19 protein-coding genes are annotated in these 19,569 nt (G+C 66.4%); 5 read left to right on the forward strand and 14 right to left on the reverse strand.

The window, feature by feature from the left end:
- Window positions 1–24: 24 nt before the first annotated feature.
- Together OG386_RS35220 and OG386_RS35225 are read right to left on the reverse strand one after the other, a co-directional pair.
- A complete protein-coding gene (locus OG386_RS35220) occupies window positions 25–492 on the reverse strand; it encodes a nuclear transport factor 2 family protein (RefSeq protein ID WP_328791412.1) in 468 nt (155 codons plus the stop codon).
- Window positions 493–562: 70 nt separating this feature from the next.
- Window positions 563–739, reverse strand: a complete 177-nt coding sequence (locus OG386_RS35225; protein WP_181382610.1) for a hypothetical protein — start codon at window positions 737–739, stop codon at window positions 563–565.
- A 707-nt stretch (window positions 740–1,446) separates the two neighbouring features.
- Between OG386_RS35225 and OG386_RS35230 the strand changes: the two genes are divergently transcribed.
- The gene (locus OG386_RS35230) at window positions 1,447–1,857 is read left to right on the forward strand and encodes a hypothetical protein (protein ID WP_328791413.1); all 411 of its coding nucleotides are present in this window, start codon (window positions 1,447–1,449) and stop codon (window positions 1,855–1,857) included.
- Window positions 1,858–1,954: 97 nt separating this feature from the next.
- Here the strand turns inward: OG386_RS35230 and OG386_RS35235 are convergent, their stop codons facing one another.
- The 10 genes from OG386_RS35235 to OG386_RS35280 form a co-directional block, all read right to left on the reverse strand.
- Window positions 1,955–2,434 (reverse strand): hypothetical protein, encoded by a 480-nt coding sequence (locus OG386_RS35235; RefSeq protein WP_328791414.1) that lies wholly within the window; start codon window positions 2,432–2,434, stop codon window positions 1,955–1,957.
- A gap of 103 nt (window positions 2,435–2,537) precedes the next feature.
- Window positions 2,538–6,230: a hypothetical protein gene (locus tag OG386_RS35240; RefSeq protein ID WP_328791415.1), complete on the reverse strand. Its 3,693-nt coding sequence runs from the start codon at window positions 6,228–6,230 to the stop codon at window positions 2,538–2,540.
- A gap of 44 nt (window positions 6,231–6,274) precedes the next feature.
- Entirely contained in the window at window positions 6,275–8,566 is a 2,292-nt protein-coding gene (locus tag OG386_RS35245) for a hypothetical protein (RefSeq protein ID WP_328791416.1), read from the reverse strand.
- Between the two features lie 54 nt (window positions 8,567–8,620).
- On the reverse strand, window positions 8,621–9,520 hold the full coding sequence (locus OG386_RS35250) for a hypothetical protein (RefSeq protein WP_328791417.1): 900 nt from the start codon (window positions 9,518–9,520) through the stop codon (window positions 8,621–8,623).
- Window positions 9,521–9,742: 222 nt separating this feature from the next.
- A complete protein-coding gene (locus OG386_RS35255) occupies window positions 9,743–9,940 on the reverse strand; it encodes a hypothetical protein (protein ID WP_328791418.1) in 198 nt (65 codons plus the stop codon).
- A gap of 321 nt (window positions 9,941–10,261) precedes the next feature.
- Window positions 10,262–12,637 (reverse strand): DNA topoisomerase, encoded by a 2,376-nt coding sequence (locus tag OG386_RS35260; protein WP_328791419.1) that lies wholly within the window; start codon window positions 12,635–12,637, stop codon window positions 10,262–10,264.
- A gap of 41 nt (window positions 12,638–12,678) precedes the next feature.
- A complete protein-coding gene (locus OG386_RS35265; RefSeq protein WP_328791420.1) occupies window positions 12,679–12,900 on the reverse strand; it encodes a hypothetical protein in 222 nt (73 codons plus the stop codon).
- The gene (locus OG386_RS35270) at window positions 12,897–14,066 is read right to left on the reverse strand and encodes a hypothetical protein (protein ID WP_328791421.1); all 1,170 of its coding nucleotides are present in this window, start codon (window positions 14,064–14,066) and stop codon (window positions 12,897–12,899) included. The genes OG386_RS35265 and OG386_RS35270 overlap by 4 nt, the downstream gene beginning before the upstream one ends.
- Window positions 14,063–14,470: a hypothetical protein gene (locus OG386_RS35275; RefSeq protein ID WP_328791422.1), complete on the reverse strand. Its 408-nt coding sequence runs from the start codon at window positions 14,468–14,470 to the stop codon at window positions 14,063–14,065. The genes OG386_RS35270 and OG386_RS35275 overlap by 4 nt, the downstream gene beginning before the upstream one ends.
- 150 nt (window positions 14,471–14,620) lie before the next feature.
- Window positions 14,621–15,196, reverse strand: coding sequence for a hypothetical protein (locus OG386_RS35280; RefSeq protein ID WP_328791423.1), 576 nt, complete (start codon window positions 15,194–15,196; stop codon window positions 14,621–14,623).
- A gap of 884 nt (window positions 15,197–16,080) precedes the next feature.
- On the opposite strand from OG386_RS35280, the gene OG386_RS35285 reads away from it, so the two are divergent.
- The 4 genes from OG386_RS35285 to OG386_RS35300 all read left to right on the forward strand — a co-directional run bounded on the left by OG386_RS35285 (window position 16,081) and on the right by OG386_RS35300 (window position 17,993).
- The gene (locus OG386_RS35285) at window positions 16,081–16,578 is read left to right on the forward strand and encodes a homing endonuclease associated repeat-containing protein (RefSeq protein ID WP_328791424.1); all 498 of its coding nucleotides are present in this window, start codon (window positions 16,081–16,083) and stop codon (window positions 16,576–16,578) included.
- Between the two features lie 55 nt (window positions 16,579–16,633).
- Entirely contained in the window at window positions 16,634–16,921 is a 288-nt protein-coding gene (locus tag OG386_RS35290) for a hypothetical protein (RefSeq protein ID WP_328791425.1), read from the forward strand.
- A gap of 260 nt (window positions 16,922–17,181) precedes the next feature.
- Window positions 17,182–17,322, forward strand: coding sequence for a hypothetical protein (locus OG386_RS35295; RefSeq protein ID WP_328791426.1), 141 nt, complete (start codon window positions 17,182–17,184; stop codon window positions 17,320–17,322).
- A gap of 386 nt (window positions 17,323–17,708) precedes the next feature.
- Window positions 17,709–17,993, forward strand: a complete 285-nt coding sequence (locus tag OG386_RS35300; RefSeq protein WP_328791427.1) for a hypothetical protein — start codon at window positions 17,709–17,711, stop codon at window positions 17,991–17,993.
- A gap of 394 nt (window positions 17,994–18,387) precedes the next feature.
- Here the strand turns inward: OG386_RS35300 and OG386_RS47035 are convergent, their stop codons facing one another.
- On the reverse strand, window positions 18,388–18,597 hold the full coding sequence (locus OG386_RS47035) for a transposase (protein WP_405786513.1): 210 nt from the start codon (window positions 18,595–18,597) through the stop codon (window positions 18,388–18,390).
- 35 nt (window positions 18,598–18,632) lie between these two features.
- The gene (locus OG386_RS47040; protein ID WP_443053247.1) at window positions 18,633–18,908 is read right to left on the reverse strand and encodes a transposase; all 276 of its coding nucleotides are present in this window, start codon (window positions 18,906–18,908) and stop codon (window positions 18,633–18,635) included.
- Window positions 18,909–19,569 lie beyond the last annotated feature (661 nt).

Raw genomic sequence — 19,569 nt, forward strand, 5'->3', positions numbered from 1 at the left:
CGAGTCGAGCGGCGCCGGCGCGGTTCAGGCGGTCATGTGCCGCCATTTCTCGTGCACGGTGACGCGCGTGAGCCGCCAGCCGTCACGGGTGCGGGCCAGCTCGAAGCCGTAGCGCCCGGCGGCGACGAAGTTGGGCGAGGTGACCGCGGCGTCGGAGTCCGGCTCCGCCAGCCGCATCGGATTGAGGAAGTCCGCCCGGACCTCGGCGCTGTCCCCCGGGGAGCCGCCCAGGTCCTCCAGCCGGATCAGCCGGTTCACGATCAGGTGCTGGCGGACGGGGAAGAGCGTCATCGTCTCCGCCAGCCAGTCCGCGACCTCCGCCACCGGGCCCGCGATCCCGCCGGCCGAGCTGTAGTCGACCCTTCCGGAGGCGGTGAACAGGGCCCGGTACGCGTCCCAGTCACCGTCGTCGACGGCCACCGCGTAGCCCGTGACCACTTCGTCGATCGCCAGCCGGTCCATCACCGTCGCGAGATCCACACGCTGAGTCATCGGGTCAGTGTGGGGCTGCGCGGGCGCGAGGCCAAGGGCCGTGCGCCCACCGGCCCCCTCCCGAGGGCGGTCAGTGACCGGAACGGGACTCCCGCTGCCGGACCACGACGAGGAACGCGTCGCTGTCCAGGTCCATGACCACCTCCGCCGGCACGCCCTCGCGCATCCGCTGCGCCGCGTACTCCTCGGCGGGCCAGCTTCCCCGCGGACTTCCGGCGGGAAACCGCTCCAGCACCACTCGACCCATGGCACACCCCCTGCTGTTCGCCTTCCGTTCTCTTCGGGAACAACGACGCGCAGGCCGCCCGGGAACGTTCCCGAGCGGCCTGCGATTCACGCGAACAGGTGGCCGGCGACCTCGTGGCCCATGCGGGTCTCCACGGCGATGCGACTGTGTCGATCTTCGTCGAGCCACTCCTTGCCGCCGTGGCGAAGCAGGTACAGCCGCTTCTCGGCGTACGCGGTCTCAGGGACCTCTGGAAGGGGGCGACGGCAGATGACCAGCGGGGCTGGTCCGGGCGAATCCTCGCGAGCTCCTCGGAGGCTGGTCGCCCGCGCGAGATCGGCCGCCAGTAGGAGTAGCCGAAGTTTGTGTCGGCCAGCAGCCCGCCGCCGATCGGCACACCACGAGGAACAGCTGCAGGGAGCGTACGCAGAGCTGGGTGAACTCGGCGACCTTGGCAGTCCAAGAAGCAGACGCCCCGCCCGTGCAGCGTCTGCAGTGGCGCATCCGGGACGGCGGACACGCGCTCAATCAGGCCGAGTTCGCGCCAGCACTGACTGAGCATCGGCTCGACAACCTCCTATAAGGCACCTGACAGACGGTCGCGATCCGCCAAAGTCACCTATCCATAGGTTATTTTGACTGGCCTTGTGTCTCAAGCCGACTTGAATGACGAACGAAGGGGAAACGCCATGAGGATCACCAGCACTGCACGTAGGACGCGGGCCAAGATGACCGTGTCCATCGCGGCCCTGGCCGCGAGCTCACTCATACTCACCGCCTGCGGCGGAAGCAGCGACGGCGCCAGCAAGCTCGACGGTACCTACTACATCAAGGACGTCAACGGCACGTCCAAACTCGGCCAGCTGGTCGTCAAGGGCAACAGTGTCTCGCATCATGAGTACAACTGCGATGGTGTCTACAAGGAGCCGGACGTGACCAGCACCGGCGAGTTCAACAAGGATCAGTCCCAGATCATCTGGACGGTCGCCGGAGACGACACCCGCAACAAGCGGACCGGCAGCGAGTCCATCTCAACCAGCGAAACCTCGATCAGCATCAGCGGTAGCGCGTACGTGCGTGACAACTCCGATGCTGGCAAGGCTCTGCTGGACGGCTACAAGACCAAGTGCAAGAAGTAGCGTCGACGTCCCGCTCGGCCGGCCAAGCAGCACAGAACCCCGTGGGCATCGCGCCCACGGGGTTCTGTCCTTCCCCGGCTGTTCAAGCCTCTGACGTCTACTCCTGAAGGTGCAGCGCCCGGTATTCCTCGATCGTCTCCGGCGGCTGGCCGTACTTCGGGGCATGCCGCTCGACGAAATCGAGCTCGGCCCATGCCGCTGGCCTCCGAATCCTCGACTGGGCCACCACGACGAACACCACGGCGCTGACGCCGATGTTGGACAGACACCACCCAGACAGCAGCACCATCAGCACCACAGGCAGATCATCCTCGATCTCCATGGTGACCAAAACGGCAAAGCCTGCGCCGTTGACCAGAAGGCCCGACACGTACCCCTCGAACGAGCCGACCAGACGCGCCAGGATCCTCGGCTCGTCGCGATGCCGCACGGCGCGCACCATCTCGCCGACGAACACCACGGTAGCCACAGCCGCCGCAGTACTCAGTGCCAGCTCACGGATCCCGGTGACCCACCATCGCGCCGAGCTCCACCAGCCACGCGGGAACTCGCCGCGAAGCCTCGATCCGAGCCTCATGCCCCCTCCTTCTCCTCACGCTGCTCAAAGGGCGACGCACCCGGTGAGGATGATCGTTCTCACCGGGTGCGTCAGGCCTCCACGCTCGCCCTCGATCGGACGATCAGTCCCCCTCGCCCCGCTGCCGCTGCCGCTGCCGCGGCTTCGGGGTCTCCACGTTCGGGGTCGGATCGGCACCCCGAGGCGGAACCGGAGCCTGCGGCGGCGCAGGATCCGGCGCAGGAGCTGACGGCCGCGGAGCAGGAGCTGGCGGCCGCGGAGCAGGAGCCGACGGGGCGGGCGTCTGGTGCGGCGGCGACGCCTGGGTCGAACGCGGCTGACGCGGTGCCTGCGTCCCAGCCGGAGTCTGACCCACAGCCGGAGCGCCGGCCCTTGGCTGACCCACAGCCGGGGCACTGGCCCCTTGCTGCTTCGGAGCCGAGGTACTGGCCCCTGGCTGCTTCGGAGCCGGGGCGCCGTCGCGGCGGGCGTTGATGACGGACCGCGGCCGGTCACGGTTCGCCTGCGCCTCGGCTTGCTTCTGCCGTGCCGGCGGCCGGCCGGGGGTCCCGGCCCGAGCCGGGGCAGGGGTGGCGCCCGGAGCGGCGCCCTTCGGACGCGTGCTCGGCGCACCCGGCTGCGTCGGAGCAGGATCCGGGGCAGGCACGGCGTCGCCGCTGAAGCGCTGCGGTACAGCCTGCTGGTTGCTGCCCTGTTGGCTGTGCGCACCCTGGGAACCCGCGCCGAACTGCGTGGGTTCCGTCTGACCGGCGACAGCCTCACGACCTCCGCTGGTCGGGACAGAACCCGTGCCGAACTGCGTCGGTTCCGTCTGACCGGCGACAGCCTCACGACCTCCGCTGGTCGGGACAGAACCCGTGCCGAACTGCGTCGGTCCCGTCTGACCGGCGGCAGCCTTACCGTTTCCGCTGGTCGGGACAGAACCCGTGCCGAACTGCGTCGGTTCCGTCTGACCGGCGACAGCCTCACGACCTCCGCTGGTCGGGACAGAACCCGTGCCGCCGGCGCCGCTCTGGCCCTGAGCATCACCACGAGAACTCGACGGCTCCGTCGACGAGGAAAGTACCTCACCGCGGATGACCTTGTCGCCGTACCCGAGATTCGACAGGCCACCCTGGTTGCTCAGACTCTGCGCCGTCTGCTTGTCCGAGCGCGGGCTGCCCGCTCCGCCACGCGGCAGCTGCAGCGGACCACCGTTGTCGGCGTGTGCGTCGCGACCGTCCGCGCCCAGAGCACCGGCGGGACCGGTGCCGCCCGGCAGAGCCTTGACGCCGTCACTGCCACCGCCGTAGCCACCACCAGGACCACCATCCAGCGCCGGACTGTCCGGGCCATCCGGTCCGTCCTGCCCGCCACCCTCGAGGGTCAGCTGCTGCTTACCGGACGTCAACTCCATGGCGTCACCGTTCGTGCCGCCGGCGTTCGTCGGCGCCGTCTTGCCCGTGGGCTTGCCTGTGGGCTTGCCCGTGTTCGGGGACGCCGGACCGCTGGTCTTGCTGTTGAACCCGTCGGCGAGCTTGTTGCCCATGGCCATGCCCGCGCCAGCCCCCGCACCCGAGGCCAGAGCGGGCATCAGCCCGCCCTTGTCCGGCTTCGGCGTGTTGTTCGTCTCGAGGAACTTGTCCACGAGCTTGGTGACCACCTCGTCCAGCGCCTGCAGCACGGTCTTGCGCACCCGTAGCAGGGCGAAGGTGATGCCCATGATCACCAGCGAGGAGATCAGGGTCAGGACCACCACGATGATCCCGCCGAGCGCAGCGTTGCCCCACAGGCCGCCCGGGCTCATGAAGCTCGACACGGGGCCAGCCATGATGTCCGGGACCGAGATCAGGAACTCCGAGACGAACTGGTAGATGAACAGCGTGACGAGGACTTCCAGGATCATCGCCGTGGAGTAGACGATCACTTTGGCGATCGCCTGCATGGCGCCCAGCGTCGCGAACGGTACGGCGGCCACCAGGCTGAAGGTCCGCTTGATCGCCCCGGCCAGCATGCCGATGGCGTACCAGAAGCCGAGCAGGACGATGGAGCCCAGGACCGTGGCCGAGTTGCTCCAGTACATGAACTTCGCCGGCCCCGTGCCCACCTGGCTGACGGCCATGTGGTTCTCGCGGGTGAACCCGCTGGTGGCGTTGTTCGACGAGTACATGGCCAGTGAGCCGGGGTTGAACCCGGTGTTGAGGTAGTTGTACGCCGCCAGGGGAGACAGGTTGCATGAGGAGGGCGTCTTGCCCACCGTAAAGCCACAGCCACCCTTCGTCCCCGTCGTCGTGAAGACCGTCGAGTCCTTACCGGGACGAGAGGAGGTCAAGCCCGTGCCGTCGGCCGAGATCACGGGGTGATCGACGGGCTTCGGCCCGTCTTCCTCACCGAACTTCTTCACGTCGCCATAGCTCTCCTTGACGACGAACCAGAGCTTCTTGGTATCCGCGCTCTCGTCCAGTTGCGTGATCGAGGTCTTGATCCCCGACTCGAAGTCGGAGGCCGCGATCTCGTTGCTCGCGATGTACTTGCCGATGATCCCGAAGGTCGAGAACACCGCTTTGAAGTCGTCCGAGGCACTTCCGGTGACGGAGACGGTGCCGTCCTTCCAAGCCGACTCGGCGTCCTTGGCCTTCGTCCCGATGTTGATGTCGTTGAACGTCGCCCCGTGGGACTGCTTGTTGATCGCCAGCGCACTCGTGCGCACGGCCATCATCGCGTCCGGGCTGGCCTGGTCCTCGTCCCAGGAAACAGTGGCCTGGTCCGGGATCCCCAGGCGGTCGTTCATCATCCACGCCTCGAAGTCGACGTAGGTGCTCAGCACGACGCGCGTCGGGCCGGCGTGTTGACCAAGAACGGAGTCGTCGAACTTTCCGAGCACGCTGGAGTACATCGACCCGACGAGCGGCAGGCCGACGCCGATGAAGACGACGCGCACGATGAGCTTCTTGATCGCCGAGCCCCGGTCCATCTTCTTGAACATGACCAGGCCGATGAGCAGGAAGCCGATGAAGATCGGCACGAGCGCCTGCCACGAGATCTCGACGAGCAATTTGTACCAGCCGCTGATCCAGTGCTGCAGACCCGAGAGCGCGCCGCCTCCGGTATCGCCTCCGGTCATACCCTCGGCAAGGGTCGGATTCACCGCCGCCACCGCGTTGTAGAACCACACGAAGGGGTTGATGAGCTTCAGGAACTGGATGATGACGTAGAACAGCGTGCCGACCGCCAGCGCTAGGGCGTAGAGGACCCAGATGATCGACCCCCCGATCACGCTCACGATCTGGCCGCCGATGCCCGAGGACATCGTGTCCAGGCCGAGGTCGTTGTTGGCCGCCCCGAAGTGCGCGTAGTCGAGCATGCCCGAGTACTTGGCGTTGCCCTTGCCGTCTTTCGCGGCCAGGGTCTCGTAGGTGACGGTCTGCGAGGACCCCGACACCTCGGCGAAGAACCAGCCCACGATGTTGCCCAGGCTGAACTCCGGGTCGGCGTAGCCGAGAATGGAACCGCCCGAGGCCGGGCTGGACGTGACCGGCTTCCAGTTCTCGTGCATGCCCTTGTCGTTCTGCGGCGAGTTCTTCTCGCTGAAGTACGAGCTCGCGTTCGAGGCCAGCTGGTAGAGGCTGTAGTTGTCGCGCTCCTTCTTGTCGTCCGCAGACGCCGGCGAAGACGTCGCCATCATGAAGACCGGCACGAGCAGCGCCGCCAGGAGCATGAGGGCGAGCCCGTGCGCGAGCCTGCCCGGGCGGGCTGCCCCCACGCTGTGGCCGGCCCAGGCACGCAGCCTCGCCACTGCCGTGATCGTCCCGTTCATGGTCTCTCCTCTACTCCTCGTCCTCGTATCAGTGCTGACCTCGCTCATGTCTTTTCCAGCTTCTTGGGCCTGGGCCTTGCCGCTGGTCGCCTCGCGTTGTTCTCGGGCTGCCGCAGGCTCTTGCCGTCGTTGCGCTTGATCGCGTCAGCCTGGCCCGCGTCAGCCTCACCGCCGTCGCCCTCGCTGTGCTTCCGGATGCTGGTGAGGTTCGCGCCCGGTGCCGGCTTGTCGTGCATGATCGAGTCCATCCGCGCCGCCTCTTCGGCCCTGGCCGCCTCCCGTCGGACCTGCCTGCGTTGGGCCTCGCGGTAGGGGTTGATCCCCAGTGCCAAATCCAGGTGAAAGACCACGTTGGAGACGCCCCGGCGCAGGTACGTGAGGTTCTCGTCCTTGGTCGTGATGAGCTGGGCGAGATCCGGCGGGATCCGCTGGTGCAACTGCTTCTGGTACTCCGCCACTGTTTTGTCGCGCATCGGGCCGAAGAGCGTGTAGTCCGCAGCGTCGAACTTGTTGAAGTCGCTGTCGGCCAGCATCTTGTCGACGTCGTTGTAGCTGTAGACCACCCGGCCGCCGCGCTCGTGCATGTGGTCGAACTGGTCCTTGAGGTATTTCTTCACCCGGTCGTCGATGTGCTCGGTGCCGTGGATGATCACCGTGTCGCCGAGCCCCAGCTTGCCGACGGCGAAGCCGACGATGTTCACCAGCTGCGCCATCGCCACGCCCTTGCCGCGGCGCATGAGCCGCGAGAAGTCGTAGACCACGCGCCGCGAATCCCGGACCCCGTCCACGGCCGAAGCCGTGTGGTTGTTGAACAGGTCGCCATTGGTGCTCAGCATCGCGTTGGCGATGCCTCTGAGCACGTTGTAGGCGCGCAGCTGGTCCGGGTCGGTCTTGCTGGAGTTCAACAGCGCCTTGTGGGCGGTCGCCAGGTAGGAGACGAACATCTGAAGACGCGGCACCTGGGTGTGCGGGATGTTCACCACGCGCAGGCGGTTGCGCTGCTCCTTGGCGTTGTGCCGCCACATGCCCTGCTCGATGTAGAAGTCCGTGGCCGTGTCTTCGAGGGCACTGCGGATGATCGAGCCGACGGCACCATCGGTGCTCTCGTAGAGCTGCTCGAACATCAGCTTGAGCTTTTCCATCTGCGCGGAGAAGACCGTCAACTCGTCCTCCTCCTCGCCGAACATTTCGAACATGTTCACGTCGCCCTGGTTCAGGTCCACGCGCGAGGTGAGCCGCTCGAAGCTCGGGCCGAGTTTGTCGAGGTTCGCCCCGTCAAGGACGAGGTGGACGACCTGGCGGTTGTTCAGCAGCGTCGCCTGCGAGATCTTCGAACACCACATGTTGGCCACCCGCTGGCGGTCGAGGTACTCGCTGAGGGTGGCGTCGGCGACGATCACGTGGTGGTCGTAGGCGTTGACGTCCATGAGCACGGCGCTGTTGTTGACGTCGCCGACCATGTAGCCGACGTACTCGCCGCCCTTGTCGTTGAGGCCGTTGGTCACCAGCGAGTACGAGCCGGCCAGCTCGGTCGAGGTGAAGTGGAAGCCCTTGCCCTTCTTCTTCTCGTTGTTCTTCCACAGGCCCGAGAGCTCCTGGCGCTGCTCGCCGGCGTAGGGCGCAGCCTTCAGCGTGCCGAAGCGGTCGATGTACAGGCGCGTGACCCGGTCGATCGTGTCGTCCAGGGTCGTCAGGTCCGGGGCCTTGAGGAAGAGCCGGTTGTGCACCGAGAGGTAGCTCGCGCCGTCTTGGAGCTCTCCGATCGTGACCCCGAGGTCACCGGAGATCTTCGCGGCCTTGCGCTTGGAAGAGGTCGTACCCGTCTCCTCCTGCTCGTTGGCATCGAGCCGTTCCAGCTTCTCGGACTGTTTCGTATAGGAGTCGATCCACTTGTCGTCCATCCGCTTGACCTGCTCAAGCACGACCGCGGTGACCCGCTCGTCCAGGCCGTCCGGGATCCGATCGATGCCCCAGAAGGCGGCGAAGTTGTCGTGCGCGGCGTCGTCATGGAAGTACGCCAGGATGCAGGCGACCGAGCCGTCGACCTCGAAGTAGTCGGAGCGGAAGAGGTACTTCTCCTTCGGCTTCAGCGCGAGCAGATGCGGATAGGCGTCGAATGTGCCCTGGAGGTGCTTCACCTCCCGGCGACGCTGCCACCAGTTCTTCTTCGGCTCGGCGGCTTCGTCGGCCACGCCGTGAGCTGCCGCGGTGTTCCGCACGCCCTCAGCCTGAGCAGCGTCGTCCGCGGGCAGATCACCGACCAGGAGCTCCGCGCTCTCATTCGTCTCGTCAGGCTTCTTTCCCGGGATGCCGAGCTGTGCCCGGACTTTCGTCATCAGCGCCATGGTGTCCTTCGTTCGTTCCTCGTCGTGTGGGTCGGCCTGGCGCTGTCAGTTCAGCGACGCCTTGAGATCGAGCAGTTCGTCGTCGATGCCCTGGTAGAAGACCCGCAGCATCGGCTCGGCCTCCTCGCGGTCGAGCATCGTGATTTCCTTGATCATGAGGGTGGAGCCGCCGACCTCGGCCTGGAGGACTTGGTGCCCCTTGCGCAGTGCGTCGGTGTTCCTACCCTTGAGCAGCAGGTACTGGTGGATCGAGGGGAACTTCCCGCCCACGTGCTGCGTGAGGATGTCGTACTGCTCGTTCTGCAGCTCGATCAGATCGGGGTCACGGATCTCAAGGGCCTGGTTGCGCTGCTCCAGGTTCGCCACCTGGTGGTAGATCCGCTGCGGCTCCTTCGTCGTGATGAAGCTGTGCTCGCAGGCCGTCTCAACCTTGCGCCAGAAGGAGTCGACCCGGTCGAGGATCCCGACCCGGTCCTCGTCGAAGAGCAGATAGCTCGCTGAGCCGACGACCAGGTAGACCCGGCCTTCGCCGCCGTCGGAGAAACGGATCAGCCCGTCCTCGTCGATCCCGTCGATGCCGACGATCGAGTAGAAGTCCGTGGGGTTCGAGCTGCGACGGGTGAGGACGTGGCGGGCCGTGCGGGGCAGATACGCGAGGAAGGCTGGCACCCGCATGATGCGCAGCTCCTTCGTCTTCATCAGCCCGCCGAAGTAGGCGATCGCCGCCAGTCCCCAGAGGACGAAGAACGCGATGGCGACTGGGCCCGAGCTCGCGACGAACGTCGACGTGCTGAACCACAGCAGGGCGAGGATGCCGCCAGCGAAGAAGAGCAGCTGCTTGATCGGGGAGGGCTTCGCCGCCCAGCCGCCCTTGCTGAGCGTGATCTCGTGATCCAGAAAGCTCCTGTTCAGCGAACTTGGCACCTTGTAGGACAGCTTCGCCATGAATCTCCCATCCCCCTTGCGACCGCAATGGTCATTGCTCGACCTGTCGAGAAGTCTTCATACATGAGGCGCGCGAATCACATCCTATCTCAGATAGGCCATTCGAAACGAGCGTGAAAGGGGCGCGGGTGGCGACATGGGGCGAGTCTGACTAGCGGATCCGGGTCATCGAGTGCCGTTTGAGCGGCTGACAGATCAGTCGCACCACGGAAGCGATGGCGCTCAGTCCATCGCTTCCGCCTCGAAGCGCGGAACGTCGTCGCCTAGGCCGAGCACGGCCAACGCATCGGCGGAGCCGCTCTGGTCGAGGCCTTCCTGACGAACCGGCATCCCGTCGAGCACTGCCCGCTCCGAGTGCCGAGGGGGTGTGTGCCCGGCGCCGCACAGCGTCTCCTTGGCCGGATCGAGCACCGAGAGCACTCGCGCGTGGTGCACTTGACGCACCACGCGCGCATACACCAGAGCGTCGGGGTGCCGGCCGTGGCCGTGACGAGCCGCTGGACCGGCCCCGGGACAGCCAGCGCCTGGTGGTGCAGGCGCTCGCTCAGCAGGGCGAGCTGCTCGTTCAAACCCTCCAGAGCCCGGACGGATCCCGCTGCGGGTGCCGCGCCAGCATCCTGAAGTCGTCCAGCTACACGATTTCGCGCATCGTTCCCATCGCATCCTCGTTCCTGTCGTGAAATGGCGGCAGCGGGCCCCGAGGTCCGGGACCCGCTGCTACTCGTCAGTGCCCGGCCGACATCAACCGAACGACGGGACGATCTTCTTCTTGCCGCCCTCTTTCTTCCAGGAGATGCGGGCGTCGAAGGTCTTGCCCTTGGCAGAGACGAAGCCCGTGCCCTGGATGGTCTTACCGGCCGCCAGGTCCTTGCGCTGCGCATCGGTGAAGGTCACCTGGCACCAGGACCGAGGTGGCTCGTCGGCGGAGCCGAAATCAGGGGTGATCTTCCTGGCCTTCGCGTCCCAGGTGACCTTGCAACCGAAGGTCCCGCCAGTCCGCGCGCTGACGAAGTCGTCGATCTCCAGCACCTGGCCCGCCAGGAGCGCCGCGACCTCCGCCGGCGTGAACGTCCGGCCAGACCACTTCGTCGGCATGTCCGGCACCTCCAGCTGGAACCCGACGAACTTGCGACCCTTGAAGGTGCCGACGCCGAGCGCACCGGTGGCCGGGAAGGGCTTGTTCTCCTTCGGCCTCGCCTCGAACGAGATCGTTTCGCCCGCGAGCAGCTTTGCCACCTCGTCATCGCTGAACTCGTGGCCCGACCAGACCTTCTTGAAGGCGACCTTCGTCGGGCCACCTGGCGCGGCCTGCCACACGCCCTCGGCGCGGGCGGCGCCGACCTGCTCCTTCAGGCCCAGCTCGGCGCGCATGGACGAGGCGTTCTTCGTCATCGTGGCGATGTCCTCGCGCACCCAGTCGGCGACGACGGCCAGGCGCTCCTCGGCGGTAGCGATCCCGGCGGCGATGTCGCGCATGTCGGCGTAGACCTTCTCGGTGAGCCCGAGATCGCCGATGCGCGTGCCCGGCAGGAGCCTCCAGCTCATTTCGCCGGCCTGCGCCAGCCTGAGCTTTTGTCCCTTCTCGGTCAGCAGCGGGTACTTCGCCTCGTCGTTGGTGACCTCCGAGTACGTCGAGGTGCGGGTCGCACCCGTACCCACGTCGCGCTTCTCCAGCTGCTTCATGAGCCACTTCATCGTCGGGTGCTCGGGGCGCTCGTTCGCGCCCTCGAAGACGAACGGCTCAGCGTTCCGGCCCAGGCCCTTGCGGGACTCGTTCCCGTCGCCCTCGTCCGCGTCGTCGCCAGTATCCGGATCGAACACGGCCTTCCAGCCTGGGCTCTTGGGCACGTTGGCGATGCCGACGAAGTCCGGGTACTTCTCCACGTGGCCCTTCTGCTGCTCATAGAGGTAGTCCTCGGCGAGCACGGCCAGGTAGTTCTTCGCGAGCATCTCGTAGATGAGCCGCCCGGCCTTGCCGTACTTGCGCTCGACTTCGTCCAGCGACGAGGGCACCTTCGGACCCGGACGGTTCGCGCCGTGCGCGCCCTGGGGCTTCACGTGCGTGGAACGAGGGTGCCGGTGAGTCAGAAGCCCAGCGTCAACGCCGACCACGGCGGCGATCTTGTCGACCAGCGGCGCGAGGTCCTTGAACTGCTCAGGCGTGATCGTCTTGTCTTCCGTGCGCGGGTACGAGACAACCTGGTCCTCATACATCTTCTGGTAGGTCGAGAGCGTCAGGTTCGCCTTCACGCCCTGGCCCACGAGCATCGAAGACAAGGTGGCAAGGTCGAGCAGCTTCGGCGGCGCAGTCTTCTTGTACGCCTTGCTGTCCAGGACGACAGCGGAAGGGCCGTACTGCTGCGGCACCTGCCCCTTCTGGTCGGACCGCGGCTCGTCTGGGTTCGTGTACATGACGGCGTTCTCGTCGCGGAAGCGATTCTGGAAGAACGGCTTCCTGACGTACGCGTCGTAGGCCTTCTGCTGGTCGCCGACGAGAGAGACCATCGCCGACTTCAGCCGGCCCTGGCGCAGCACGAGGTCCTGGCCGGACTGGTGGCCCATCGCCGTGGCGATCCGGGTGAACTGCATCGAGAGGAAGTCCCACTGTGAGCGGTACATCGCCTTGCGGTAGTCACCCTCGTCCTGCATGGACTTCACCGGGCGGCGCTGCTCGAAGGCATTCTGGATCGAGGCTTTCGACTCATCGGTGAACTCCATACGGCTGAACCGCTTGCCATGGAAGCCGAGTTCGTCGATCGCCTCCCAGAAAAGCAGATCGCCCTCGCCGGACGGGTCCAGGTCCGTGGCGATGACGATTTCGTCGCCGCGGCCGAGCGCGCTGCGCAGCGTCTCGATGACGTCCGCGACGTTCTTCTGCGGCTTGCGCTTCCACGAAAGATGCTGCGGGTTCCACGGCAGACTGCCCAGGTCCCACTTCTGATAGGCGTCCGCAAGCGAGGAGTCCACCATCGCGTGCGGCTGGGCGAACTCATAGAGATGACCTCGCAGGCTCACCACCTCGTAGGCAGTGCCCTTGTAGCTGCCCTTCGTCCCACCGAGGGCACTGGCCATGTTCCTCGCCGCACTGGGCTTCTCTGCGACAACGATCGCGACCATGCCGACTCCTTCTCGTCACTGACTTGGAAACGAGTGTGAGCTTACTTCAAAAGGGATTGAATGAGGCTTGAAAGGTGTTTAAGGGAAGCTTGAATGGTGCGATGGTCGCGCACGGAAAGGCGGCGTCGGCATGCCGTTCGGATGGGCAGCACGCCGGGCAACTCGGCGACCTGCTTGCGAGTGGCTTGGCCCCTGAGCTTGATCAGCAGATCTTCGCAGCGCTGACGGACGGGAAGGAGCTTCTCCTTGCTCGTCGCGGTCATCGGAACGGCCGCCCTTCCCGCTCGCGTTCGAGCCTCGACTGCTTCTGGGTCGCCTCACGGGCCATGTCCCGGAGATGGATCGCCTCCTTGTGCGTGATCGGCGCGTCATGAAGGTTGTGCGAGCCCCGCAGGAAGTTCTCCGTGCGGTCGGCGATGGAGTATGCGAGCGCCTGCTCGATCACCGCGCTGGTCTGGCGCACCTCGCCCAGCTCGTCGCGCAGCTTGCGCAACAACCCGTCCCGCTCGCGTTCGACAGCCTCGATGCTCATCAACCGTGTCAACACGCCGCCCAGCAGCGGGTCGCGGGAGCGGAACAGCTCCACGGCGCGCTCGGTGGCAGGATCGGCATCAAGGTGCAGGTCGAGCTGTGCCAACAGGAACGCCATCACCAGCGTGCCCTGGCTCAGCCGCCGGCTGAACCCCCGAGCGGCGCTGTCGCTCACGCCCAGCTCACGGACTGCGGCTGCTCGCAGCTGCTCCCGCAGCGCGTTCATGACGCTGTCGGGCAGTGCCTTGATGTGCGGCTGGCTCTGCACGCCGGCGAGCCGGAAGCCCGACTGGGGGAGCGCGGCGGTCTCGGCTGTACTGACCGAGCCCCCCTTCGGGGGCGCGCTCTGCACGGCGCCCTGATCACCGGTGAACTGCGGCGATCCGGGCCCCACCCGCTCGGGTTCGTCCGGTGCGGCGACGCCGTCATGAGCAGCGATTTCGGCTGTAGCGGCGCCCTCCACGTCCGGATGTGCCCCGGGAGCGGAAACGGCATCGGCGGCAGGACCCGCCGGCACACCGCCCGGGAGCACCCCGTCAGCGGTGTTCTGTCCGCCGCCAGCGCCACCGCGCTGATTGGATCGACCGGCCCGCTCGGAGTCGCCAACGTCGGGCTCGCGGTCCGGCTCCAGGTTCGGACGATCCGTTTCGGCTTCCCCATCGAGACCAGCCTGCGGACCTTCAACCTCGAGTTGAGAGTCGATGTCGCCGGTCTCATCGAACTGCGCCTCCGGCTCGGGTGTTGCCGCCTCAGGCTCAGGCGGTGCGGCCTGAGCCTGGACGCGCTTCAACTCCTCGCTCCCACCACGCCGGTAGGCGTCGAGGAAGGACGTGTCCACATCCATCACCTCGTCGGTGGGCGTGGCCGCCTCCAGCATCTCTGCGAAGTCCCGGCTCATACGAGCTCACCGTCCTCCTCGTCGAGCAGGTAGTTGTCGCCGCGGGTGAGCCCGATCAGCGAGTCGAAGCCCGTGGTGACGACGCGTTCGAGGTTCGCCGAGTTCGTCGCCAGCGCCGCGACCTGATCGACGAGCTCATTGAGCCGCGCGATCTCCAGGGTCGGCAGGTCATAGTCGAGGTTCTCGCGCCGGATCTTCTCGACCACCGCCTCGGCCACGTACTCGCTCACCGAGGAGAACCCGCGCTTGTCGGCCCAGTACTCCGCGCGCTGCTTGTCGTCCGAGCTCAGCCGGACGAACATGCCCTGGCGGCCACCGCTGTTGCTCTGTGTCCCGCCCGGCAGCTTCTTCTTCGGGCCGCGCACAGGTTGCGTCGTCTTTTCCAACTCGTGTGCGGCAGTCATCTGCGGCTTCTCCATGCCTTGCCTTGCCAATCCGTGAAGTCGCCTTATCGACGCTAGTGGATAAGGCATCTGCCACTCTCTATGTCCTGTCGAGCATCGGTAGAGTCGAAGACGTGCCCAGTCGCCCCCCTCGCCATGATGAGTGCCCGCTCAGGAGGCGGGCAGGGGAGTCGGCGTCGTGTTCGTCGTGCAGTCGACAAGTTCCTGGGTGAACCTCGGGGACTGCCAGATCGCCTTGTCCTTGTCGTTCGGCAGGTGTTCGACGATTGACCCGGTGCCGAGCGGCGCACCGCCGGCGAAGAAGTGCAGCGCCTCCTGGCTGAAGCCTGCCTTGTACACCAAGGTCGACAGGCACTGGCCGGCCGCCGCGTAGGTCTTCTTCTGGCTCTCGTCACGGGCGTAGGAGGAGAACATCGAGACCAGGCCCTTCGTGAGCTCGATGGACGAGCTGACTGGCTGATCCGCGCGGACTGGGTAAGCCGGCTTCAGGTTCGGCTTGCCCACCACTGGCTTCGCGGCTGCCTCCGGCGGCGCGTAGCTCTGAGCCTTGGGGCTGCCGCTGTCCGGAAGTGCGGCCTCGCTGATGCATCCGTCGAAGTCCTTGCGCAGTGACCGCGAGGCCAGGAGCGCGGCGTCGTCCTCGCTCACCTTGTTCAGTCCGCCGATGACTGCGCCTATGTCGTCGCTGTCGGCCTCGACGATGTAGGCCAGCGCCTCCTCCGACATTCCCGCCTTCCGCACTGCGCTAGCCAGGCAGGCTCCGCCGTCCTCTCTGGAGCTTCCGGCGCCTTGGAAGGCGAGCTTGTCCAGTGCCTTGCTGAGAGCTTTGTCAGCGACCTTGGCTGCGCTTGCGGTCGGGCTTGATGCAGGCGATGGCTGTGCCTCCTTGGCCGTTCCGCCGTTGCCGCTGGAGCACCCAACGAGCACGACGCCCGCAGTCAGCGCCGCAGTGGAGAGTCCAGCCTTCCCCGTCCTCCAGGTCCTCATCTCTTCTCGCCTCGCATCCCCTGTTGCCGACCAGTCTGATTGGATCCACTGATCTATGAGGGTATCTCATTCGAGTGGTCATTGAATGATGGTCTGTGATGAGTCAGAATGTCGCGAGATAGAGGATGTAGAGGCCGTGCAGAGCGGGACTAGGGCGTGCGGAGTGCCTGCGGGCCTGTTTGGCGCTTGGGGGTCAACAGAGCTGATCCGGAGGGCTCTGCGATGGCGCCGTGCGCGTGTCGGCTACGGGTGGCCCCCTGTCGGGCGGCTGTTCGTGGGCTTCTCATCTCCTCCCGCGAAGGACTGCTCGCCATGACTGCTCTTGCTTCTGCTCGGACCACCGCCGACGTCGATCTGCTGACGCTCACGCTGCACGTGGGTGATGAGCACAAGACCTGGTACCGACCCTCTTCGAGGGCGAGGACCCGGCCTACGTCGACGAGCAGGGCGCAGCCTGGCCGGGGGAACTGCCGTGCCTCGCAGTCGATATGGACGACTCGACCTGCTGCGGTCGGCTCCCTCGAACCTTCAGCGGAGTGCCCGTGTCCATCGCCCGCGACCAGCAGCTCATGCAGGGGGCCACACTCTGACGCGCGTCCGCTTCCGGAAGGAGAGCGCCGGACATGACTATGCGTGCTGCGCACGTACCCGCGCCCATGAAGCCAGGCCCGGTCGTCTATAGCGACCAGCAGCTTCTCCGCGTGCTCATCCGCCTGGCGCAGGGGAAGAGGCTCCTCGGACGTCGCGAGTTCGAGCAGCGCCGCGGGGACGCAGACCCCTCTTCTCCGCTCTACGAACGGCGCTTCGGCAGCTGGAACCGCGCGATAGAACTCGCGGGACTCGACACGGTCGCACAGCCGGAACAACTGCAGGACGCGACGACGAAGTGGACCCAGGAACAACTCATCGCCGCGATCCGCCGGTGTCTGCTGGTAACGGGATCCACGACGCTGGCGGCCTACGAGGCCTGGCGCACGGATCCGGCAGATCCGAAGTCCGATGTTCCGTCGGCCGCCACCATCCGCTTCCGGATGGGCAGTTGGTCGCGAGCCACAGAGCTGGCTTGCGGCTGGAGTGGGAAGGAGATTCATGGTGGACGTCTTCGCCGTCTGCGTTCTTGAGCCGTGCTGCGAGAAGACGGAGCCGGGATTTACGCCGAGACCGAGGTCGTACTACGTGCGCACCCCGGGCTGGTCGGACTCATGCAACCACCTGCGCAGCGAGCGGGAGCGGTATAAGGCGACGATCACCACGTACAAGACGCCTGAGGAGGCCGAGGCCGAGTACCAGTGCAAGGTGCGCGGCTGGGGGTCGACGGATGGATGGCTGTACGAGGGCGAGAGCCGCCGGAGGGTGAGCGGTTCCGGATCACCGATCAAGGGCACCCTGACCACGCACTTCTGGCACAGGGAGCCGGTCGAGATCCCGTTCCCGACCATCGACTCGAGGCGACCGGCGGGGTGAAGTTGCGGGAGCAGGGCCACATGTCGCACCTCACCCCCGGCCGGGTCCCCGACTCGATCAACTGCCCCGGCTGCCGCTTGGCCTTCGGGATGGGCAAGTGAGCCAGACCAAGGACGCCGCCGCAACCGACCTGCCACCGGCCCCCCGGCGCTGGCCCTCGTGCTCGGAGGAGCCCCACACTCTGTGGGGGACGTGTCCGTGCAGTCAGGGGAAGGGTACGACGACTGCTCCGGCGCACACTCACTGCCGAAGGAGCAGCGATGCCGCGGCCCGCGCTGTTGCCGGATGTCAGAGACCTCGACATCACGATCAGCAAGCTGCCGCAGGTCTACGAACCTCCAGCTGGAGCCGTGGCCCGAATCAGCGAGCTCTATTGCGAGCAGGGGCTGGGTGGTGACTGACCTGGATCGACGCAGTCGATCCGGAAGCGGATCTGCAGAGGCATCGCCATCCCCCTCGCGCACGGGCGCGATCGCTTCGTGGGCCCTGCGGCAGGTCATGGTCGAGGCCGAGCGCCTCGCCGCCAACTTTGCGGCCATCGCCGGAATGCACGGCGCGAACTACCCAGACCTTGGCGCTGCCTGGGGTGCGACCCGCCAGGGCGCAGCAAGCGCTGGCCCCAACCGGTCAGCTCGGAGGCTGTGCACCCATCCCGGTGGTGAATTGCCACCACCGCGAACCGCAAGGTCCAGGAGGCGCCCGAGGACCTCACATACGACACGAGCGAAGATGCCGCCGCCGGCGCCTTCCTCGCCGCCAACACCACCACGAAGGACGGAGACCCGACATGATGCTCGCGATCGGCGCGCTGCTCGGCTGCGCCGCCACTCTGCTCACCCTCGCCATCCGGCGCAGCCTGACCCGCACGCCGCACTGCGGGTGGTGCGCGACCGCCTCGAACTGGCCCACCTCCCGTCACGATGCCCTGCACTGCCGCGGCTACGTCCAGGACCGCCGCCGCGAACGGCTGCGCGACATCAGGAACGGCCGCCCCGTCGAGGAGCAGAACCCGTGGGGCGAGGCGTACCTACTCGAAGAAGAGATCGCCCAGCGAACCAAAGCCGACGCCTGAGCACCGAGACCACCACGGCCGCCGCCGACTTCGCCCAGGCGCTCGCCGAGCGGGCCGACGGATACCCGACCGACCCGCGGAGGGCACAGCGCCCGTGATCGCCACAGTCGCCGACCCGGCGACAGGCGACAGCACCCGGTCCCGATCGAGCCCGGCCAGCTCGACTGGGTGACCGCCCGGGTTCGGGGCGATCGGTACACCTTCCGCTCCGCCCGGTGCCGCGGCAGTCTTTCACCCTGATCCGCCGGCTCGGTGTCGTGCCGTTCGTCATTCCTCGTCTTCGCAATGGCCCTGGTGTTCTGGTTCATCACCGCAACGCTCCGCGGGGTCGAGATCACGGATCTCGGATGGTCACGGCGTTCGGGGTGGTGTGGCCGATCCCGCGTTTATGCAGTTAGGCACGTATCTTGCGGGAGCTGTAGCCCTTGTCGCCCAGGACGTGGTCCGGGCGGGTTCGGGGTCGCCCGGGCTCGGCCCGGCGGACCTTGATGGTGTCCATGACCTCCTCGAAGCGGGTGCAGTCGGCGGCGTTGCCGCCGGTGAGGACGAAGCCGAGAGGCCGGCCGCGGCCAGCATTCGCGTGAACGTCCCGTCCAGCGCCCACCTGCGGAAACGCGTGTACAGGGTCCTCCAGGGCCCCTACCGTGCCGGCACGTCACGCCACGCCGCCCCCGTCCGCGGCTTCCACACGATCCCGTTCAGCACCCGCCGGTCGTCCAACCTCGGCCGTCCCGAGGAGGGCCGCGGCAACAGCCCGGCCAGCGCCTCCCACTCCACATCCGTCAGCTCATGACGACGCACCATGCCGACGTGATCCCCCTTCAGAACCCTTTGAAGACACGCCCCGAAGCAGACCAAGTGGATGCCGAGCTGGGGGACATCATGCCGGGGTCTGGTCGGGAGTGGCCGGTACATCAGCGAAGAACGCGAGTTTGATCGGCGAAGCCGATCCGGGACTCGGAATGACGAAGTGTTCGATCAGCGCGGCTGGTTCGGATGAAGCGTTGAGAGAGGAAATCATGTGATCGGCGGAGCCGATCCGGGTGGTGGCATGAGAGATAGCTGAATGTCTCAGCCCAATCACCCAGCTGTGCGCGGACGTTGTTATCGATCCGGGTGCTGTGTTGTGTGTTGGACCCATCGGGGTTGGCCGTGTTCAGGCCGGATCCCGCACTTGACCTCTTTTCCCTGAACACCCATGTGGTGGGCGGCGCTTTGTGCTGCCCGTGCTGTGGGAGGAGATCGGCGAAGCCGATCCGGGACTGGGAATGACGAAGTGTTCGATCGGCGCGGCTGGTTCGGATGAGGCGTTGAGAGAGGAAATCATGTGATCGGCGGAGCCGATCCGGGTGGTGGCATGAGAGATAGCTGAATGTCTCAGCCCAATCACCCAGCTGTGCGCGGACGATGTCATCGATCCGGGCGCTGTGTTGTGTGTTGAACCCATCGGGGTTGGCCGTGTTCAGGCCGGATCCCGCACTTGACCTCTTTCCCCTGAACACCCATGTGGTGGGCGGCGCTTTGTGCTGCCCGTGCTGTGGGAGGAGATCGGCGAAGCCGATCCGGGACTGGGAAT

Source organism: Streptomyces sp. NBC_00273 (assembly GCF_036178145.1).
Taxonomy (GTDB): Bacteria; Actinomycetota; Actinomycetes; order Streptomycetales; family Streptomycetaceae; genus Streptomyces.